Origin of the sequence: Rhodoferax sp. OV413 (genome assembly GCF_945881795.1) — a bacterium.
Classification (GTDB): Bacteria; Pseudomonadota; Gammaproteobacteria; order Burkholderiales; family Burkholderiaceae_C; genus Allorhodoferax.
Genome location: NZ_CAMCVG010000021.1, coordinates 1 through 20,168 on the forward strand (window position 1 = coordinate 1; position 20,168 = coordinate 20,168).

Sequence of the window (20,168 nt, forward strand, 5' to 3'; positions counted from 1 at the left end):
CGCATGATGGTGTCAGGCAACCTGAACGCCCACGAAATCGAGTCCATCATGGACAGCGAAATTGAAACCCACCACCACGAAGAACATGCTGCGGTAGCTGCCCTTCAGCGCGTGGCCGGTGGTCTGCCCGCTTTCGGTATCGTTGCGGCGGTGTTGGGTGTTGTGAACACCATGGGCTCGGTGGGCCAACCACCGGCAGTGCTGGGCGGCATGATCGGCTCCGCGCTCGTCGGTACCTTTCTGGGGATTTTGCTAGCCTATGCGTTTGCTGAACCTCTTGCCGGCCTTCTAGAACAGAAGAACGAAGAGGCGGGCAAAGAGTTCCAATGCATCAAGACCGTTTTGCTGGCCAGCATGCAGGGATACAACCCCTCGACGGCTATTGAATTCGGCCGCAAAGTGCTCTACTCCACCGAGCGCCCCACCTTCTCCGAGCTCGAGGCGCATGTCAAAAAGAAATAACGGCAGGAGCGCTTAGGCATGGCCGGAGACGCCAAGAAGCTCCAGCCAATCATCATCAAGCGGGTCAAAAAGGGCGGCCACGCTGCGCATGGTGGTGCTTGGAAGATCGCTTACGCCGACTTCGTGACGGCCATGATGGCCTTCTTCTTGCTCATGTGGTTGCTCGGCAGCACCACAGAAGGCGACAAAAAGGGGATCTCAGACTACTTCCAGTCCCCTCTTAAGGTTGCACTCCAAGGTGGCCCAGGTGCCGGCTCCAGCAACAGCATCGTCACCGGAGGCGGCAACGACCTCACGCAATCCGCAGGCCAGAGCCGCCGGGGAGAAGGTTCAGATCAGTCGCCCAAAAAAAACGCTGGTGACCAGCGCAGGATTGAGCGCGCCAAAAAAGATGCACAAACCTTGGCGGCGCTCGCCGCAAAAATTGCCAGCACCATCTCCAACAACCCCAAGATGCAGGAGTTCAGTTCCCAGATCAAGCTGGAATTGACGCCCGATGGTTTACAGATTCAGATCGTGGACGATCAGAGGCGCCCCATGTTTGATTTGGGCAGCGCGACCGTCAAACCCTATATGCGCGAAATTCTGAAAGAAATAGGCGTTACGCTTTCGGATGTGAACAACAGAATCAGCCTTGATGGCCACACCGATCAGACCCCTTATGGCAGCGGCGCCCGCGGATATAGCAACTGGGAGCTGTCTGCCGACCGTGCAAACGCCAGCCGGCGCGAGCTCATCACAGCCGGCTTGCCGGAAGATAAGCTGGTTCGTGTGGTGGGCATGGCCTCGAGCCTGTTGGCAGAGCCTCAAAATCCCTTGAGCGCTGCAAATCGACGCATTAGTATTCTGGTGATGACCAAGGATGCAGAGGAAAGACTGCTCGGGACTGCCATTGCGCTGGACGGCGCGACTGACAGCGCGAAGCCAAATCCAGTAAACACGGTAGCCCGTCCGTGAAATCTCTTAAATTCAGTCATACTCGTTAAAATTGAAAAACGTTAGGCCAAAGGTTACCTATGTCTAAAGAATTGCGCTTTCTCATCGTCGATGACTTCTCCACCATGCGACGGATTGTGAGAAACCTGCTCAAAGAAAGCGGTTACGCCGACGCTGATGAGGCCGAAGATGGCTCTGCGGCTTTGCAAAAGCTGCGCAACGGCAACTTCGATTTCGTCGTGAGCGACATCAATATGCCCAACATGAACGGTTTTCAATTGCTGGCCGAAATCAAAAAAGACGAAAAGCTCAAGCACATCCCGGTGCTCATGGTGACCGCTGAAGCCCGCAAAGAGGACATCGTGCTTGCTGCGCAGCAGGGTGCCGCTGGCTACATCGTGAAACCCTTTACCAAGGCGACCCTCGAAGACAAGGTTAACCACATCCTGACCAAGGTGGGACTCAAGTAAATATGGCCACTGACACTTCGCCCGTAGTTCCCTCCCTCAGCACCGTAGAGGTGCACCAGCAGCTCGGCGCCTTGACGCGCCAGTTGCACGATTCCTTGAATGGTTTAGGTCTGGCTGACAAAGTTAAAGACTGGGCCGGGGAGTTACCGGATGCCAAGAGCCGCCTTTCCTACATCGCCCGACTCACCGGCCAAGCTGCCGAGAAGGTGCTCAATCAAGTTGACCAAGCCAAAGAGCAGCACGACTTTATTGCCTCTGAAACCCGACGCATCGGCGAATTGATTGTCAAAGACCCCGTGGCCGCGGTCGCCAAAGGCCATGTGATGAACTTCATCAACGATGTGGACCAGGCCAGCAAAAAGGTGGATGCAAACCTGACCGAGATCATGATGGCGCAGGACTTTCACGACCTCACTGGCCAGGTGATTGCCAAGGTTGTGAACCTCGCGGCCACCATCGAAGAGCAGTTGGTGTTGCTGTTGATTCAAACAGCGCCAGCCGAGCTTGCAAATAAGCCCGGCTTGACGCCCGCCGCCTACACGCCGGCTCTCGCCGGCCCGGTTGTTGACGGACAGAGCAACCAGGAAGTGGTGACCGACCAATCGCAGGTCGACGACTTGTTGGCGAGTCTGGGCTTCTAAACTGGTCGAATGTAGGGGCTGAATGCCCCCCTTTTCACCCTTTAGTTTCGGGGGGTGCTCGCGACAATGGTGAGAACGAAAGAGTCTCACCACCATGGAACAAGGCAGTCAGGATCGCAATTTACCGGCCTCCGAACGGAAGCTGAGAAAGGCGCGCGAGGACGGGCAGGTCAGCCGTTCGCAGGACCTGTCCCACCTCGCTATTTTGGGTACCGGCGCGCTTGCGGTTCTGTCACTCTCCCCCATTTTGTTTGAGCAACTCAAGGTTGCATTAGCGCAGCAGCTGAGCTTTGACGCTGAAACGATGCGCAGCACCGGCACCATGATGCAAAGACTGGGTGATGTCAGCCTCATCGGCACCGCAGGCTGCGTGGCCTTTGCCGCCCTCATCGGCGCAGCTGCGGTGTTGGCAGCGGTAGCATCCGGCGGCTGGGTTGCCAGCCTCAAGCCGGTGATGCCGGACTTCTCCCGGCTCAACCCGCTCACAGGGTTTACCAACCTGTTTTCAAAGAAGAGGCTGATTGACAACGCCAAGATGGCACTTATGTCGGCCATTTTGTTTGCCATTGCGGTGGGCTTCTTAAGGTCGGGCATGCAGGAAGTTGCCGCTATGCTGCTGCAACCCTCTCCGGCTGCCATTCAGCATTTGACCCAATGGATCACCAGCGGGTTGGGGCTGATGCTGCTGGTCATTCTGCTGGCCGCGCTGGTGGATGTGCCTCTGCAAAGCTTTCTGCACAAAGACCAGATGAAGATGTCTCACCAGGAGGTGAAGGAAGAAGGCAAGGAATCGGACGGCAATCCGGAGCTCAAAGGAAGAATGCGCCAGCGGCAGCGCGAGCTCTCGCAACAGAGCAGCGTGGGCGCTGTGCCCAAGGCCGATTTCGTGGTGATGAACCCCACCCACTTTGCCGTCGCCATCCGCTACGACGAGGCCACCATGGGCGCACCGCGCGTGATATCCAAGGGGGCTGACTTACTGGCGATGAAGATCCGTGATGTTGCCAAGCAGCACTCAATCCCTGTTCTGGAGTCGCCCATGCTGGCACGCGCCTTGTATGCCAACGCAGAGCTGGACCAGGACATTCCCTCCGCCTTGTACACCGCCGTTGCTCAGGTGCTCGCATATGTGTACCGGCTGCGGGCAGCCATGCGCGGCGACGGCGTGATGCCGACCGAGGTGCCGCAACCTTTTGTACCGCCAGAGCTGGACCCGTACTCCAAGACACTTAAGGCCGCCGCCGTATGAATTCGCCATTGAAATCCGCACAGCAGTGGTACTCCAACAATGCCGGCGTGCTGCAAGGTGCTGCAGCGCCGATGCTGGTGGTGGCCATTCTGGCCATGATGGTCCTGCCGCTGCCGCCACTTGTGCTGGACATGTTTCTCACCATCAACATTGCGGTGGCACTGATGGTGATGATGGTGGCGTCGTACATGATTCGACCGCTGGATTTCGCGGCATTCCCATCCGTACTGCTGCTGACGACTCTGATGCGACTCTCGCTGAACGTGGCCTCGACCCGGGTGGTGCTGCTCGAAGGTCACACCGGCCCCGGCGCCGCAGGCGCAGTGATTGAGGCCTTCGGCCACTTCTTGATCGGCGGCAATTTTGCGGTGGGCTTGATCGTATTTGCGATTCTGGTGGTGATCAACTTCATGGTGGTTACCAAGGGCGCCGAGCGCATCGCCGAGGTGTCTGCCCGCTTTACCCTGGACGCTATGCCCGGCAAGCAGATGGCGGTGGATGCCGACCTGAATGCCGGCCTCATAGACGACAAAGAAGCCAAGCGCCGCCGCGCCGAAATCGGAGAGGAAGCCGAATTTTTCGGCTCCATGGATGGTGCCTCCAAGTTTGTGCGGGGCGATGCGGTGGCCGGTATTTTGATTTTGCTGATCACCATCTTCGGCGGATTTGCCATCGGCATCCTGCAGCACGACCTGACCGCCGCACAGGCTGCCAACACCTACATCCTGCTGGCCGTTGGCGATGCGCTGGTAGCGCAAATTCCCGGGCTTTTGATCTCTGTCGCAGCCGCGATGGTGGTTTCGCGAGTCGGCAAAGACAAGGACATCGGCAAGCAGATCGTCGGCCAGATGTTTGTCTCGCCCAAGGTGCTGGGCATTACCGCGGTGATCATGCTGATTCTGGGGCTGATTCCCAACATGCCGCACTTTGTATTCCTGAGCATCAGCGCACTGCTGGGCTATGCCGCATGGGCACTCGCGCACAGACCGGTAGTGACGGAGGCGGAAGTGCAGGCCGAGGCGCCCACCGGCGACGGCGATGCCAGCTGGGACGATTTGCAACCCGTGGACCAACTGGGCCTGGAGCTGGGCTACCGCCTGATTGCCTTGGTCGACAAGACCCGCCAGGGTGATTTGTTAAACCGCATCAAGGGAGTTCGCCGCAAGTTTGCGCAAGAGGTCGGCTTTTTGCCTCCTTCGGTACATGTGCGCGACAACCTCGAACTCAAACCCAGCGCCTACCGCATTACGCTGCGCGGCGTAATCGTGGGCGAGGGCGAGGCCTTCCCCGGGATGCACCTGGCCATCAATCCGGGCGGCATTTCCACACCACTGATCGGCACAGCCACCACCGACCCGGCCTTCGGCCTGCCCGCCCACTGGATAGACGAACGCCAGAAGGAAGCCGCGCAAATGGCGGGGTTTACCGTGGTTGATTCCGAGACCGTCATGGCGACCCATTTGTCACACTTGATGCAAGTTCAGGCGTCCAAGCTGCTGAGCCGGACCGAGACCCAACAACTGGTGGAACACGTGGCGAAACTGGCTCCCAAACTGATCGATGAAGTGGTTCCGAAAATGGTATCGGTCGCTGTCTTCCAGAAGGTCCTGCAACTCCTGCTGGACGAGGCCGTGCACATCCGCGACATCCGCACCATCATCGAGTCGATTGCAGAGAATGCGTCATCGACTACAGACCCGGTCGAGCTGGCAAAGCGGGTCCGCATTGCGCTGGCTCCGGCCATCGTGCAGCAGATTTACGGGCCCACCCGGGAGCTCAATGTGATCGCCATTGACCCGGGCCTTGAACGCCTTCTGGTGCAAGCCCTGGGCAGCGCCTCGGGTAGCGCGTTGGACCCCGGTGTTGCGGACGCACTCAGCCGCAATGCCGCAGAGACCGCCATGAAACAAGAAGAGATTGGCGTACCTGCCTGCCTGCTGGTGCCTGACCAGATACGCGGTGCGATTGCAAGGCTGGTGCGCCGTGTTGCGCCACGCCTGCAGGTGCTGGCCCATAGTGAAATTCCAGAAACCCACACCATCCGGATCGGTCCGATTTTGAGAGGTGCCACACCATGAACGTCCAACGATTTACCGCCGCCACCTCCCGCGAAGCGCTTGCCAAGGCCCGTATGGCATTTGGCGAGGGCACGCTCATCCTCTCCAACCGCCCCACAGCCAATGGCGTAGAAGTGGTTGCGACCGCCGAAGACAGTCTGGCCAGCATCGAATCCGCAGCGACAGTGGCACCAAGGTCCCCCTACGATCGGCTGGGTCAGAGCGAGCCTCGCACATCGCTGCAGCGCACAAGTGCTGCACCCTACCGCGAGGTGGCAAGCAAGGTGGAAGAAGACGCCGAGCAGCTGGCCATGAGCACCTTGTCATTCCAGGACTATGTACGCGAACGCATGATGCGCAAACGTGCCGAAGGCTCAGTGCCGCCAGCGCAGCGGCCGGTCGAAACCCCGGAATCAGCCGTGCTGGAGCGCGCCGATGAAGATCGGCAACGCCCTACCCTGACACAACGTATTGCCGCGGACATCGACGTACAACCCAAACGTGCGCCGTCGCCGCGCAAGGCAGCGTTGGTGCCGCAGCTGCCGGTGGTTGACAAGGTGGTGATGCACGAGCTCCACGCCATGAAGGAGTTGATTGAAGACCGCTTCAATACCCTCACATGGCTCGGCCAGGCGCGTCAGAACCCCGTTCAGTCCAACATGATGCTGAAGATGATTCGCGCCGGCTATTCGCCCACGCTGGCCCGCGCCATCCTCGAGCGACTGCCTGAGGATATGGACGCATCCGAGTCGGTGAGCTGGTTGATAGACGTCCTGGAGCGCAACCTTCGCACCGATGCCGAGCGACCCGCCTTGCACGAAGAAGGCGGTGTGTTTGCCCTGATTGGCGCGACCGGCGTTGGCAAAACCACCACCACCGCCAAATTGGCGGGCATTTGCGCACGCACCCACGGTCCCGGCAGCGTCGGGCTGATCACACTCGACACCTACCGCATCGGTGCCCATGAGCAACTGCGCGCCTACGGCAAGATGCTTGGCGTGGTTGCCCATCTCGCGCATGACAAGGCTGCCCTGAAGGACCTGCTGGGCTTGTTGTCGAACAAAAAGATGGTGCTCATCGACACCACCGGCATCGCCCCGCGCGACACCCGCAAGCGTGAGCTCCTCGAGCTCTTGGACCTGCCCGAAATCAAACGCCTGCTGGTCTTGAATTCCGGCGGTCATGGTGACACCCTGGACGAGGCGGTGGCTTGCTTTAAAGGTGCGAGCGCCCAGCAGGTCATCCTGTCAAAGACCGATGAGGCTGTGAAGCTCGGCCCTGCCATTGACGCCTGCATACGCCACCAACTAGTACTGCGCGGCATCACCACCGGCCAACGAGTGCCTGAGGACTGGGAACCTGCGGTCGCCAACAAGCTGGTACGCAACTCCATGCGCAGCAGCGGCACCTCAGCATTTGATCCCAAGCACAGTGATCTGAATTTCTTCTTCAGCCAACCCGCTAATGCGACGGCTCACCGGGGCAGCCTGCATGCTTGACGCGCCCCCCAACCAGGCGGCAGGTCTTCTGGATTTTGCTGTCCCCCAGACGCCCAGGCTCACGGCTATGGTCAGCCATGGCGACGAGAATGCAGAGTTGCCCCTGTTGCTTCGGGTGTGCGCAGCGCTGGTCGGATTTGGCTACATGGTGACAGTGCTTGACGGCTCGGTATTGGAGACCTCCGAGAATCCGGGGCTCGAGCAGCTGCTGAACTTCGCGCTGCCCTCCAGGGACCATGGCGATGCGCCCGGCTGGAACATCATGCCCGCAGGTCTTGGGCTGCAGAGCCTGTCTGCCGCGCATGAACACGGAGGCCCCAGCATTGCCGACTGTGGCTCTTTTTTCCCGAACGAAGGCATCGTCATTGCCTATGCCAGCGCGCAATGCCTGACCCCCCTCTTGCAGGGCAGCCGCGTGCGGCCGTTGCTACCCATATCGGGGGCTAAAACATCCCTGCTTACCTCCTACCTGGCACTCAAACGTTTGCTCCTCAAAGCAAAAGTAGAGCCCACCGTCGTGAACGTGGTGGGGGCAGAGCAGCCCGAACTGCCCGGCCCTGCTTCGTGGACCAGCCTCAGCGACTGCGCCAAGTTTTTCTTGAACTATGAGGTGACGCCGCTGCAGATTCCGCTGCCCTCAGGCAACGAGCGCTACAACGCGGGCATCTCACGCCTGTCCCTCGGGCTGCTGGAGACTGCCATGCCGCTTGAATCCGGCTGGGCCCACCATGCATCCCAGCGCAACCGTCAGTCATTCAGCATGCCCATGGCGGCAGGGAGCCATTGATGTACACCGCAAAAGGCCAACTCGACCGCAATGCTTTGATCAAGCAATACCAGCCGCTGGTACGCCGGTTGGCGCACCACATGATGGCCAAGCTTCCGCCCAGTGTGGAGGTGGACGACCTGATTCAGGTGGGCCTTATTGGCCTCACCGACGCCCTCTCGCGCTATGAAGCCACCCAGGGCGTGCAGTTTGAAACCTTTGCAACGCAGCGCATACGGGGCGCCATGCTTGACGAGTTGCGCGAGAACGACTGGATGTCGCGCGGCTCCCGTAAGAGCCAGAAGGAGATTGAGTCCGCTTTGCGCAAGCTGGAACACAAGCTCGGGCGCAGCCCGGCGGAGTCTGAGATTGCCGCCGAGCTGGGTATGTCGCTGGTGGATTACCAGTCCCTGCTGGGCAAGGTGCGCGGAACCCAGTTGGTGTACCTGGAGGACATGTCAGGCCGCAGCGACGACGACGACACCTACCTCGACCGCCACGTGGCCGACCAAACCGCCGACCCACTCAACATGCTGCGGGACCACCGGTTGCGCGAAGCCCTGGTGGTGGCCATCAAGTCCTTGCCGGAACGCGAACAGCACATCATGAGCATGTACTACGAGCAGGACATGAACCTGAAAGAAATCGCTGCGGTGTTGGATGTGACTGAATCCCGCATCTGCCAGCTTCATAGCCAGTCGATTGCCCGCCTGCGGGCGAAGATGCGCTCCCACTAGCCAACAAGCAGCCTCAACCACATCAAAAAAAGGGCCTGAAGAGGCCCTTTTTTTGGAGGTCACGGCTCAATCAAGCCGCTAGGCGCGTCAGGCTGAGATGACGCCGAAGCGACCGGACGGTCTTGGACCTGCACCATAGGCGCCGCCGCCGGCATAGGTGGGATCAACGGATGCGGGAATGATCAACTTCAATGCCTGCTCCACCAAAGCGGTGCGACGCAAGAGGTTGGTACGGACCAGGCGCAAGCCTTCGGCCAGCGACTTGAGCCGCTGCGTCATGGCTTCGTTTTGCACGCTTTGCTGCTGCCATTCTTGCCAAACATCGTTGAGGTTCACGGCGAGCTGCTGTACTTGCTCTGCCAGTGCGGGGAGGGCTGCAGCGTCACCTTGCGCTACGGCGGAAGCGAGCTGGTTGAAGTGCGCCTCGAGCGCGTCGAAATAGGATTCGGGGTTTGTGTGTTTCATGGCTGAGCCTTTGCAAGGTAAAGCTTGCGCAGGCTCAAGCGGCCTACCGGGAGGTGCGGTTCAGCATTTCCTGCGCGTTGGAGAGGAGTTTGTCGGCAATGGCTTCGGCGTTTACCTGGAAGCTGCCGTCTTGAATGGATGCACGAACGGACTGCACCTTGGCCATGTCCACATCCGCCACATCGTTGCGGACTGGTTTTTCCAAGGCCTTGGCCGCGGTGGAGACCGTCAGCGCAACGCCCGACGAGCTGGTGCTCTGCGATGCGTTCGTGCTGGCATTGGCGGCCGCATTGCTGCTCGTTGCGGCCTTTTGGGCAGCACTGGAAGCCGTCGAAGCGACGGAAGCGGTTAAATCTGATGGTTGACCAATTTTCATAGCATTCTCCAAAACCACGATAGGCGTAGCCTCGTAGCAAAGTTATCGGTTCACAGCGGGCAGACTTTAGGACGTTTTGCATAAAAAACCGCCGTTAGAGGTCGATTCTTACCGTCCGCATATCCACCACCAGACCGGAGGCAATCCGGCCGTTCTCCATCCGCACACGCGCCTGCTGGCCGACAACACCTGCCGACAGGGCCTGCGCTTCACCCGATATCTGAAAACCCGGCCCCTGGGCCACGACTTTCACCGAGGCGCCCGCCTGAAACACCTGCGCCGGCCGGACCATGCCTTGGCGCAGTGTTTGCCCGGTACTCAATAACCGGCTGGCCGTTTGCCCCAACCATATGCCGCGGTCTGCCAGCACCGCGCTCTGATCTTCCGCCCAATCAACCTCGCCCCGAGTGACGTCGGATTCTGACAAATTCGTGCCGGAGGGGATTTGATTTTTCACAATCCATGCTTCCCCGAAGGCCTTCACGGTCACGGGAAGCGTCACGTTCCAGCGGCTCATGCCGTCCACACAGCGCATTCCCAATCGGCTGCGGCCCCACAAGCGCGCTCCCGGTGGCATGTAGGCCTCCACGTTGGCGCATGCTGCCAGCTTGACCCTGCTATCCAGCGCACCCACAGTCACTTCCAGACGCAGGGGAGAGCCCTCCATGCGCTGCGCCTTGGATGCCGCCTCTTCAGCCCACCGCTGCGCCATCGCCTGCAGCCCCGCGCTGCTGAACTCTTGCGCGTAGCTGGTCGACAGAGCGCCAAGGCACGAACCAACCACAACGGCGACGCGGCAAGCAAAGGCGGAACTGATGGCAAGGTGCATGGAAGGATCCTCAGGAAGCCTTCACTATAGGAATGCAGGCCTCACCAGAAGCCCGCAAATACAAGGCCTTCCGCGGCTTATTCCAACGCTAAAAAATTAAAGTAATTTCCATAATTGCTTCACGTCGCCTTTCCTGGCCTTTACCGGGAGCGTCAGCCATTCGTCGAGGTGCCTATGTTTTCCAATCTGACCAACGCTTTGGACTTCCAATCGAAGGGATTGGTGCTGCGCGCAGAACGACAACGCGTGATTGCCAGCAACATTGCCAATGCCGACACGCCAGGCTACGCAGGACGCGACTTCGACTTCAAAAAGGCCATGGCAGAGGCAAATTCAGCCCCCGCCATGTCGCTGGCGCCTAGCTCCGGCAAGCTGCCCGCCGATGGCGCCACTAACGGCAGGCACATTCCGATCAAGCCCATCGAAGCTCTGCCCATGGGCGACGAGAGCAAGCTCGGCTACACGACACAGACCCAGCCCGCCATGGACGGCAACAGCGTGGACCTGGACCGCGAACGCGCCAACTTCGTCGACAACTCGGTGCGGTATGAAGCAACTCTTCGCTTTATTAACGGCTCCTCGCGCACGATCTTGAGCGCTATTCAGGGGCAATAAGCCTCAGGTTAAAAGGCTGAGGCCTCTCAACGCTCACAACCCGGAATTACGCCATGTCCATGTTCTCCATCTTCAATGTCAGCGGCAGCGCGGTAAGCGCGCAGTCGCAGCGGCTTAACGTGGTGGCCAGTAACCTGGCCAACGCCGACGCAGTGGCCGGACCCGACGGGCAGGGCTACAAAAGCCGGCAAGTGGTGTTCGAGACTGTGCCTATGGGCTCGGACGCATCTTCGGGGGTGAAGGTGAGCTCCATCAAAGAAAGCAATGAGCCGCTACGCAAGGTACACAACCCGATGCACCCCTCGGCAGACGCGGAAGGCTATGTAACCCAGTCCAACGTGAACCCGGTTGAGGAGATGGTCAACATGATCTCCGCCTCGCGCTCGTACCAAAACAACGTTGAAGTCATGAACACCGCCAAGACCCTGCTGCTCAAAACGCTGCAAATGGGCCAGTGAACCTGAAGGACATCCACCATGACCACCGCCGTAAGCGCACTGAGCTCCGCCACCACACCCCAAGCCGCGGGAAGCAGCACCGCCGGGACCACCAGCGCCAAAGAGCAGACCGACCGCTTCATGAAGCTGCTGGTGGCTCAGCTCAACAACCAGGACCCCATGAACCCCATGGACAACGCCCAGATGACCAGCCAGATCGCACAGATCAACACGGTCTCCGGCATTCAGGAACTCAACGCCACCATGCAAAGCATGTCCGCGCAATTCACGTCCATGCAAGTGCTGCAAGCCACCAGCATGGTCGGCCGTGGGGTGATGGTCGAGTCCAACGCTCTGGCCGTTGACGGCGGGATCGCCAAAGGCGCAGTCCATTTGCAGTACCCGGCCGACAAGGTCACGGTTGAAATTGCGACTCCGGGGGGCCAGGTGCTGGGTACCGTGGACCTGGGCCAACTCACCGCAGGCCAAAAGAATTTTGAATGGGATGCCTCGAAATACCCTGGCCTCAAGTCAGCGAATTTCACAGTGAAGGCCTCCCAAGGTGGCCAAGCGGTGAGTACCACCACATGGGCACAAGACACGGTGACTGCAGTAGGCTTGAACAATGGCTCCATGTCGCTGCAGCTCAAAGGACGCAGCGCTATTGGGTATGGCGATGTCAAGTCCATTCTTTGATCAGAAACTCCATTTGAGGAACCTACCATGAGCTTTCAAACAGGACTCTCGGGACTCAGCGCCTCCAGCAGGAGCCTCGATGTCATCGGCAACAACATCGCCAACACCAACACCACAGGATTCAAGCATTCACGTACAGAATTCGCAGCACTGGTGTCCACGGCATCGAGCGGAGAGTCAGGCAACAAAGGCATTGGCGTTGCAGAGGGAACAATTGCCCAGCAATTTAATCAGGGCTCGATCAGCAAGACAAACAACAGCAAGGACCTTGCCATCAACGGCAATGGCTTTTTTCAAATTACCCAAAGGGACGGCAGCACCGCCTACACCCGGGACGGCCAGTTCAAGGTGGATACCGATGGCTACCTGGTCACCAATGCCAACGCGAACGTAATGGGTTACCCCACCGACCTGCTCGGGGCCAAGACAGGGCTTATCCCAGAAAAAATAGTGCTCCCGACCAGCGCACCCATCCCCGCCAAGGCCACATCGCAAATCGAACTGGCTCTCAACCTCGACTCGCGGGAGCCGGCAGCATTCACGGTGATACCGCAGCAGCCAATCACCACCATTGGCGCCACGATCAAGGCCTATGACTCTTTGGGTACGGATGTGCCGGTACAGATGTATTTGGTCAAGAACGGTCCCGCAGCGCTCACCACGGCGTCCGGCACCAATCCGCCCGCCACCTGGGATATCTTTGATAACGTCACCAAGGAAGCAGGCGCAGCAGCACTCCTCAGCAACGGCGCGCTTTACGCACTGGCTGCGGCAAACACCGAGTGGAATAGCGACCCCGCAAACGCTGGCGACCAAAAACCAACCTTTCTGGCGGATGGCACAGGAATTTATGATGGGGAGGCGAGGTTCGCGCTGGCAGACTCCGGAGCATTGATGCGGATCACTTTCGATTCCAGCGGCTTACTCAGCAGCATCGAAAGCAGAGCTACCGTTGCCGACCCCTGGGCAACGGTTGCCGATACAACCGCGCTGCCGATAACACTCACATCGCCGGACCTGTCCGTACCACCGTTTACTGCCAATGTAGACCTCAGTGAGGTCACGCAATTCGGCTCCAACTTCGCGCAATACACCAATACCCAGGACGGCTATAAATCTGGCGAGTTCACCGGTTTGTCCATCGACCCGAAGGGAGTGATCACCACCATTTACTCCAACGGCCAAACCCAGGCGCGCGGGCAATTACTTCTCGCCGACTTTCGCAATGTGCAGGGGCTGGTTACTGTTGGCGGCGGCGCATTTATTGAGTCCTTCCAGTCGGGCCAACCGGTGTTGGGTAGCCCAGGGGAAGGCAAGCTCGGCGCGCTGCAATCTGGCGCGCTGGAAGACTCCAATGTCGAGCTCACCAGCGAGCTGGTCAAGATGATGACTGCGCAACGCGACTACCAGGCCAACGCGCAAACCATCAAGACGCAAGACCAGGTCATGTCGACCCTGGTCAACCTGCGCTAAGGCGCAACAACCGGAGCTAGACCACCATGGACCGCCTGATATACACCGCGATGACTGGCGCCAATGCGGCTGCCAGCCGCCAGTCGGTCCTGGCCAACAACCTGGCCAATGTGTCTACCAACGGTTTTCGCGCACAGCTGGCCACCTACCGCGCGGTACCGCTGCGGGGCGATGGTGCGACCACCCGCGTGTTTGCTCTGGAGGCCACCGCCGGCCACCTCAACACCCCCGGCCCTGCCATGCGAACCGACCGCAGCCTGGACGTGATGGCCAAAGGCGCCGCTTGGTTTGCGGTGCAGGGTCTGGATGGCACCGAGGCCTACACCCGCAATGGACACATTGAGGTAGCTACCGACGGCACCCTGACCACGGGCAACGGCCTACCCATCCTCTCGGGAGACGGCGCGCCCATCACCGCCCCTGCGGGCGCCGAGCTCACGATTCAGCCCGACGGCACGGTGAGCGCCAAGATCGGCAATCAACCCGCCAACGCCATCGGAAGGCTCAAGCTGGTAGTGCCCACCGGCGAAGACCCGCTCACGCGCAGCGCAGACGGAATGTTCCGCGCGCTGTCGGGCGATCCGCTGAACACCGAAGAAGCCGCCAGCGTACAAGCCGGCATGCTGGAGGGCTCCAACGTCAATGCCATCGAGGCCATGGTCGGAATGATCCAGACCGCGCGACAGTTCGAGGCACAAACCCGCCTGATGCAGACCGCAGAATCCAACGACCGTTCTGCCGGTCAGCTCCTTAACCTGCAAGGATAAACACCATGATTAACTCGCTCTGGATCTCCAAAACGGGCATGGAAGCCCAACAGATGCAGTTGGACGTCATCTCCAACAACCTGGCCAACGTGTCGACCAACGGCTACAAAAAGTCGCACGCCGTATTTGAAGATTTGATGTACCAGAATCTGCGTCAGGTGGGCTCCAACACCTCCGAACAATCGACTCTGCCGACCGGCCTCCAGCTGGGTCTGGGTGTGCGCACTGTGGCCACCAGCCGCTCTTTTTCACAGGGTAATTTGCAGCAGACCAGCAACAACCTCGATGTGGCCATTCAGGGCAACGGATTCTTTCAGGTCACCCTGGCCGATGGCACCACCGGCTACACCCGCGATGGTGCATTCCAGATTGACAACACAGGCCGCCTGGTCACTTCCAACGGCCTGCCGATTTTGAACGGCGTGACGATTCCGGCAAACGCAACCAATGTGTCCATTTCTCAGGATGGCGCAGTGAGTGCCACGGTGCCGGGCAACGTCACCCCGCAGGCGATTGGCACCATCACCCTGGCCAGCTTTATCAACCCGGCCGGCCTGGAGCCCAGGGGGCAAAACATTTACGCCGAGACGGCAGCTTCCGGCCAGCCCAACGCAGGCACGGCAGGCGCCAATGGACTGGGCCAGCTGGCGCAGGGATTTGTAGAAACATCCAACGTGAACGTGGTGCAGGAGCTGGTCACCATGATCCAGACCCAGCGCGCCTATGAAATGAACTCCAAGGCCATCCAGACCTCGGACCAGATGCTGCAAAAGCTCGGCCAACTCTAAAAACTTAAGGAGCCGCCATGCGCCCCACACGCCTCACGCTTTTGCCGGCCGCCGCACTGGTGCTCCTGGCTACCGGATGCCAACAGATACCGCAAAAGGTCACCGTCGACTTTGTCGAGCCGCGCGTGCCCGCCGCGCCGATTGCCTCGGTGGTGTCCAAGCCGGCCAACGGCAGCATCTACCAGACCGCGGCTTACCGCCCCGCGTTTGAAGACCGGCGTGCGCGTCTGGTGGGCGACGCCGTCACCATTCAAATTGTTGAAAACGTCACGGCGAGCCAGACGTCCACATCGACGGTGAACCGCAATACCTCGATCGACTCGGCCATCACCGCCCTGCCGATGCAAACACTGGACGGCCTGGGCAAGCTTAACCTGGGTGCTGCGACCAACAACAACTTCTCCGGCAAGGGCGGCACCGAAAGCGCCAACACCTTCAGCGGCTCCATTACCGCCACAGTGGTGGAGACGCTGCCCAACGGCCACCTGGTAGTGACCGGCGAAAAACAAATCGGCGTGAACCAAAACGTGGACGTACTGCGCTTCTCGGGCACGATCGACCCGCGCATGCTGCAGCCCGGCAGCGTGATCAGCTCGACGCAGGTGGCCAATGTGCGGGTCGAGTCCCGCGGCCGTGGCGCCCAGGGCGAAGCGCAAACAGTTGGCTGGTTATCACGGTTCTTTTTGAGTTTTCAGCCTTTCTAAAGAAACCCAGAATAGTGCCGAGGGGTCACAGATCCAGTCGGATCGCCTCATCCTTTCAATCGGCACATGACACACTGGAATCCGCTTACCAACACCACCCGCCTGCGGCGTCTGGGCGGCTTGTTGACGGCTGTTGCCATGCTGACAGCGGCTGTTGCGGCTGTCGCCCCGGCGGCGAATGCGGCCACCCGCATCAAGGAAGTGGCTGCCATCGAAGGCGTGCGTAGCAACCAGCTCACCGGCTTTGGTCTGGTCATTGGCCTGGACGGCACGGGCGACCAGACCACACAGATGCCCTATACCGCGCAAGGCCTGAAGAACTACATGGAGCAGCTGGGCCTCACGCTTACCCCCGCGTCGCTGGGCCAACTGCAAATGAAAAACGTGGCCGCAGTACTGGTCACCGCGCAACTACCGGCCTTTGCCCGCCCGGGCCAGTCGCTGGACATCAACGTCTCGTCACTGGGCAATGCCAAGTCGCTCAAGGGCGGCACGCTGATTGCTACTCCTCTCAAAGGCGCAGACGGCGAGGTCTACGCCATGGCTCAGGGCAACTTGATTGTGGCGGGCGCGGGCGCGGCTGCTGGCGGCAGCAAGGTGCAGGTGAACCACCTGAGCGCGGGCCGCATTCCGGACGGTGCGCAAGTGGAGCGCTCGGTGCCCACCAGCCTGCAAGACGGACCCACCATCAACCTGAGTCTGAACGCCTCAGACTTTCAAACCGCGCGCAAAGTTGCCAACGCGGTCAACCGGCGCTTCGGCCCGGGTGTCGCACAAGCGCTGGACGGGCGCACCGTGCAGGTCAAGGCCCCCAACAGCCCCAACGACCGGGTCAGCTTCATTGCCGACATGGAAGAGCTACCGGTCGACGCCTCTGTGGCTGCGGCCAAGGTCATCATCAATGCCCGCACCGGATCGATTGTGATGAACCAGGCGGTCACTCTGGGGGCCTGCGCGATTGCCCACGGAAACCTGTCCATTAGCGTGTCGTCCGACCCCGTCATTAGCCAGCCCAATGCGCTTTCCAACGGCCAAACCGTAGTGGGCGAGAGGGCCAACATTGAGATCAAGCAGGACGCGGGCAAATTCATCCAGCTGCAGCAAGCAGCGCAGCTAACCGACGTGGTGAAGGCCCTCAATTCACTGGGCGCCACACCGCAAGATTTGCTGGCAATTCTGCAAGCCATCAAGTCTGCCGGCGCGCTAAACGCGGAGCTGGAGGTCATCTGACATGGGCTACGGATCCATCCAAAGCAGCAGCTCCATTTCGTCCACCCAAGATTTGATCGCGGATGCGAGATCGCTCGGCGCGCTCAAGGCAGACGCCAGCAAAGCCACGCCGGCGACCATTCGTGAAACGGCCAAGCAATTTGAGTCACTTTTTATGCGCGAGCTCATCAAGAGCATGCGTGAAGCCACCATGAAGTCGGGCATGCTGGACAACCCGGGCAGCGATCTGGGTACTGACCTGATGGATCAGCAGTACGCGGTCAGCATGTCCGGCCAGCCCGGTGGTTTGTCGGACCTGATTGCCCAGCAGCTCAGCCGCCAAATGGGTGTTGAAATGCCCGGCAAGGGCTTTGATACCGGCATCAAGCCGATCACCGTGACCGCGCCCGAGCGCCTCAGCAAGCCCGCATCTGACAAAGTGACCGCCTCCGACATGGCGCTCGCGCCGGTCAAGACCAAGAGGGCACCCACCGCCACACAGGCCGACTTTGTGGCCAAACACTCCGACATTGCCAGCAAGATTGAGAAGGCCACCGGCATACCGGCCAGCTTCATGCTGGGCCAGGCCGGGCACGAGACCGGCTGGGGCAAACACCAGATCAAGACCAAGGGCGGCGGCAACTCGTTCAACCTGTTCGGCATCAAAGCGGGGGCAAGCTGGACCGGGCGGGTCGCTGAAGTGACGACCACGGAGTTTATAAACGGCGTAGAACAAAAGCGGGTTGCCAAATTCCGCGCCTACGACTCCTTTGAGGACTCATTCAAAGACTACGCCCGCCTGATTTCCGAGAGCCCCCGCTATGCCAAGGCCAAGACGCAGACCAACTCGGTCACCGCGTTTGCCAACGGCCTGCAAAAAGCAGGCTACGCCACCGACCCCGAATACGCCGCCAAGCTCAGCCGCGCTATCAACACCACCTTGCAGCTGCGCCGCGCGCAAGTGCAGGCCTAACCCGGCAGCCGAGGCAGTATGAGCGTTCTCAACATCGGTACCCGCGCCCTCACCGCCAACCAGGTCGCACTGCAGACGGTTGGTAACAACATCGCCAACGTCGACACGCCGGGCTATTCGCGGCAGAAGGCGGTACTCAAAGCAGTTGACGGGCAGTACACCGGGGCCGGCTATGTGGGCAAAGGCGTTGAGGTGCAAACCATCCAGCGCAACTACGACGCCTTTCTCACGCGCCAGGCCAACATTTCGGGCGCCAACGCCAGCGCAGACCAGAGCCGGGTGACCAAGCTCAACCAGCTGCAGGATATTTTTACCGGCGGCACCAATGGCATGGGCGCGGCCATCAGCGACATGATGAATTCGTTTTCTGATGTCGTCAGCGCCCCCACCGACCTGACCGCCCGCACCGTGGCTTTGACACGCGTGGAGGAGACGGCGCGGCGATTCAGGTCCACGTCGCAGGCGCTCGACGACTTACAGACTGGTTTGACGCAGGAGCTCAACCAAAAGGCTGATGCCATCAACTCCGTGGCAAAAAATATTGCTGCAGTGAACGCAGAGATCTCTCGCGGACAGGGCACCGGGCAGTCACCTAACGATTTGCTGGACCGCCGCGACCAGCTCATTAGCGATCTCAATCGGTACGTCCAGACCACATCAATCCCTGCCGACGATGGCACGGTCACCCTGCTTCTGGCGGGTTCGCAAACCCTGGTGATGGGCGGGAGCTATTCGGAGGTTTCCATCATCCGGGATGACTACGGTGATCCCTACAAAAGTAAGCTGGCCATCATTACCGGCGGCGAGCTTCGCCCGCTGAATGAAAACGTGATGGGCGGGGGAGAGATCTCCGGGCTGTTGCGCTTTCAAAACAACGACCTGGCACAAGGCCGCAACCTGTTGGGCCGTCTGACCATGGCGGTGACCCGGGAAATGAATGCTCAGCACGCATTGGGCCTGGACTTGGACGGCAATCCCGGTGGGCAGCTTTTTACCGTTCCCGACCTCAACACCGCCGCGAACATACGCGTTCCTGAGGCACCGGCGACGGTGAATTCCAATGCCTTGGTGGAGATCACCCTGACAGTGAGTGACACCACCCTGCTGGCAGCATCGGACTACACCATCAACTTCTCGACCGCCACCAGCGGCTCGATTGTGCGCACCTCCGACGGCACCGTCACCAGCTTCAGCCAACAGTCGCCGTCAACTGTGCTGGCGGTGATAGACGGCCTCACACTGGACATGCCCAGCACGAACGCCTCACCGGCGCAGTTACCCGCAGCGGGCGACCGCTTTCTCATCAAGCCGTTCAATACGTCGGCAAGCAATGTGGCAAGAGTGTTTTCCACCCCGCGCCAGCTGGCCATGGCCAGCCCGATTGCCGGGGCCATGGGCACGACGAACAAGGGCAGCTTGCAGCAGGTCTCGCTGGTTGCACTGAGCAACACCCAAACCGGAACCCCCAAGGATGCGGCCATCATCCGGTTCGACAACGCCACCACGTACAGGCGCAGCGATGAGGTCGATGTCAACGGAGACCCGGCTCCCTACGCGAGCTCGTTCGTTTTTGAGCCGAACACACCCATTACATCGTCGGACCCGGACCACCAATGGAGCCTGAAGCTCAGCGGGGTTCCGCAGGCGGGCGATACCTACACGGTGATTGACATCAAAGACACGGCGTACCAGTTGGACCTCAAGCTCAATGCCGGCAATGCCGCCTCCATCCTGGACCTCCGGGACAAGCGCATGTTTGATGGTGCGGCCATGACCGATGGATTTGCGGGCGCGATTTCGGAAATCGGCATCCGCACCCAGAGCGCGGGGTATTCCGCCACGGTGTCAACGTCCATCGCCGCCAGCATGGAAAAAGACCGTAGCGCAGTGTCCGGTGTCAACCTTGACGAAGAGGCAGCGCAGCTCATCCAGTACCAGCAGGCTTACCAGGCGGCTTCCAAGATGATCCAGATTGCGCAAAGCATTTTCGAGACCTTGATCCAGGGGCTCGCCCGCTAA

At 60.0% G+C, this 20,168-nt stretch carries 22 protein-coding genes; 19 read left to right on the forward strand and 3 right to left on the reverse strand.

Going from position 1 to position 20,168, the window contains the following annotated elements; translation table 11 throughout:
* From Q0O05_RS04455 to Q0O05_RS04495, 9 genes are all read left to right on the forward strand, one after another.
* Positions 1-462, forward strand: a 462-nt coding sequence (locus Q0O05_RS04455; protein WP_293660691.1) for a MotA/TolQ/ExbB proton channel family protein, incomplete at its 5' end; no start/stop codon positions are given.
* 18 nt (positions 463-480) lie between these two features.
* Positions 481-1,419, forward strand: coding sequence for a flagellar motor protein MotB (gene motB / locus Q0O05_RS04460; RefSeq protein ID WP_293660692.1), 939 nt, complete (start codon positions 481-483; stop codon positions 1,417-1,419).
* 59 nt (positions 1,420-1,478) lie between these two features.
* Entirely contained in the window at positions 1,479-1,868 is a 390-nt protein-coding gene (cheY, locus tag Q0O05_RS04465) for a chemotaxis response regulator CheY (protein WP_293660693.1), read from the forward strand.
* A 2-nt stretch (positions 1,869-1,870) separates the two neighbouring features.
* Entirely contained in the window at positions 1,871-2,509 is a 639-nt protein-coding gene (locus tag Q0O05_RS04470; protein ID WP_293660694.1) for a protein phosphatase CheZ, read from the forward strand.
* A gap of 94 nt (positions 2,510-2,603) precedes the next feature.
* Positions 2,604-3,758 (forward strand): EscU/YscU/HrcU family type III secretion system export apparatus switch protein, encoded by a 1,155-nt coding sequence (locus Q0O05_RS04475; protein ID WP_293660695.1) that lies wholly within the window; start codon positions 2,604-2,606, stop codon positions 3,756-3,758.
* Positions 3,755-5,836 carry a flagellar biosynthesis protein FlhA gene (flhA, locus tag Q0O05_RS04480; RefSeq protein ID WP_293660696.1) on the forward strand — a complete coding sequence of 694 codons (2,082 nt, stop codon included), beginning with the start codon at positions 3,755-3,757 and terminating at the stop codon, positions 5,834-5,836. The genes Q0O05_RS04475 and flhA overlap by 4 nt, the downstream gene beginning before the upstream one ends.
* On the forward strand, positions 5,833-7,314 hold the full coding sequence (gene flhF / locus Q0O05_RS04485; protein ID WP_293660697.1) for a flagellar biosynthesis protein FlhF: 1,482 nt from the start codon (positions 5,833-5,835) through the stop codon (positions 7,312-7,314). Before flhA ends, flhF begins: the two co-directional genes overlap by 4 nt.
* Complete coding sequence (locus Q0O05_RS04490; protein WP_293660698.1) at positions 7,307-8,101, forward strand: hypothetical protein; 795 nt, start codon at positions 7,307-7,309, stop codon at positions 8,099-8,101. Before flhF ends, Q0O05_RS04490 begins: the two co-directional genes overlap by 8 nt.
* Positions 8,101-8,817, forward strand: a complete 717-nt coding sequence (locus Q0O05_RS04495; RefSeq protein WP_293660699.1) for an RNA polymerase sigma factor FliA — start codon at positions 8,101-8,103, stop codon at positions 8,815-8,817. Before Q0O05_RS04490 ends, Q0O05_RS04495 begins: the two co-directional genes overlap by 1 nt.
* An 87-nt stretch (positions 8,818-8,904) precedes the next feature.
* On the opposite strand, the gene Q0O05_RS04500 is transcribed toward Q0O05_RS04495, so the two are convergent.
* The 3 genes from Q0O05_RS04500 to flgA all read right to left on the reverse strand — a co-directional run bounded on the left by Q0O05_RS04500 (position 8,905) and on the right by flgA (position 10,487).
* Positions 8,905-9,282 (reverse strand): hypothetical protein, encoded by a 378-nt coding sequence (locus tag Q0O05_RS04500; RefSeq protein ID WP_293660700.1) that lies wholly within the window; start codon positions 9,280-9,282, stop codon positions 8,905-8,907.
* 43 nt (positions 9,283-9,325) lie between these two features.
* Complete coding sequence (gene flgM, locus Q0O05_RS04505; protein ID WP_293660701.1) at positions 9,326-9,658, reverse strand: flagellar biosynthesis anti-sigma factor FlgM; 333 nt, start codon at positions 9,656-9,658, stop codon at positions 9,326-9,328.
* 94 nt (positions 9,659-9,752) lie between these two features.
* Positions 9,753-10,487, reverse strand: coding sequence for a flagellar basal body P-ring formation chaperone FlgA (gene flgA / locus Q0O05_RS04510; RefSeq protein ID WP_293660702.1), 735 nt, complete (start codon positions 10,485-10,487; stop codon positions 9,753-9,755).
* Positions 10,488-10,661: 174 nt separating this feature from the next.
* On the opposite strand from flgA, the gene flgB reads away from it, so the two are divergent.
* The 10 genes from flgB (at position 10,662) to flgK (ending at position 20,168) form a co-directional block, all read left to right on the forward strand.
* Positions 10,662-11,102 (forward strand): flagellar basal body rod protein FlgB, encoded by a 441-nt coding sequence (flgB, locus tag Q0O05_RS04515; RefSeq protein WP_293660703.1) that lies wholly within the window; start codon positions 10,662-10,664, stop codon positions 11,100-11,102.
* A 53-nt stretch (positions 11,103-11,155) separates the two neighbouring features.
* Entirely contained in the window at positions 11,156-11,560 is a 405-nt protein-coding gene (gene flgC / locus Q0O05_RS04520) for a flagellar basal body rod protein FlgC (RefSeq protein WP_293660704.1), read from the forward strand.
* An 18-nt stretch (positions 11,561-11,578) separates the two neighbouring features.
* A complete protein-coding gene (locus Q0O05_RS04525; protein WP_293660705.1) occupies positions 11,579-12,235 on the forward strand; it encodes a flagellar hook capping FlgD N-terminal domain-containing protein in 657 nt (218 codons plus the stop codon).
* Positions 12,236-12,262: 27 nt separating this feature from the next.
* Positions 12,263-13,708 (forward strand): flagellar hook protein FlgE, encoded by a 1,446-nt coding sequence (flgE, locus tag Q0O05_RS04530; protein ID WP_293660706.1) that lies wholly within the window; start codon positions 12,263-12,265, stop codon positions 13,706-13,708.
* Positions 13,709-13,734: 26 nt separating this feature from the next.
* A complete protein-coding gene (locus Q0O05_RS04535) occupies positions 13,735-14,475 on the forward strand; it encodes a flagellar basal body rod protein FlgF (protein ID WP_293660707.1) in 741 nt (246 codons plus the stop codon).
* A gap of 5 nt (positions 14,476-14,480) precedes the next feature.
* Positions 14,481-15,263 carry a flagellar basal-body rod protein FlgG gene (gene flgG, locus Q0O05_RS04540; protein ID WP_293660708.1) on the forward strand — a complete coding sequence of 261 codons (783 nt, stop codon included), beginning with the start codon at positions 14,481-14,483 and terminating at the stop codon, positions 15,261-15,263.
* 17 nt (positions 15,264-15,280) lie between these two features.
* Positions 15,281-15,967 (forward strand): flagellar basal body L-ring protein FlgH, encoded by a 687-nt coding sequence (locus tag Q0O05_RS04545; protein WP_293660709.1) that lies wholly within the window; start codon positions 15,281-15,283, stop codon positions 15,965-15,967.
* A gap of 138 nt (positions 15,968-16,105) precedes the next feature.
* Positions 16,106-17,197, forward strand: coding sequence for a flagellar basal body P-ring protein FlgI (locus Q0O05_RS04550; protein ID WP_293660721.1), 1,092 nt, complete (start codon positions 16,106-16,108; stop codon positions 17,195-17,197).
* 1 nt (position 17,198) lies between these two features.
* Positions 17,199-18,149, forward strand: a complete 951-nt coding sequence (flgJ, locus tag Q0O05_RS04555) for a flagellar assembly peptidoglycan hydrolase FlgJ (protein WP_293660710.1) — start codon at positions 17,199-17,201, stop codon at positions 18,147-18,149.
* Between the two features lie 18 nt (positions 18,150-18,167).
* On the forward strand, positions 18,168-20,168 hold the full coding sequence (gene flgK / locus Q0O05_RS04560; RefSeq protein ID WP_293660711.1) for a flagellar hook-associated protein FlgK: 2,001 nt from the start codon (positions 18,168-18,170) through the stop codon (positions 20,166-20,168).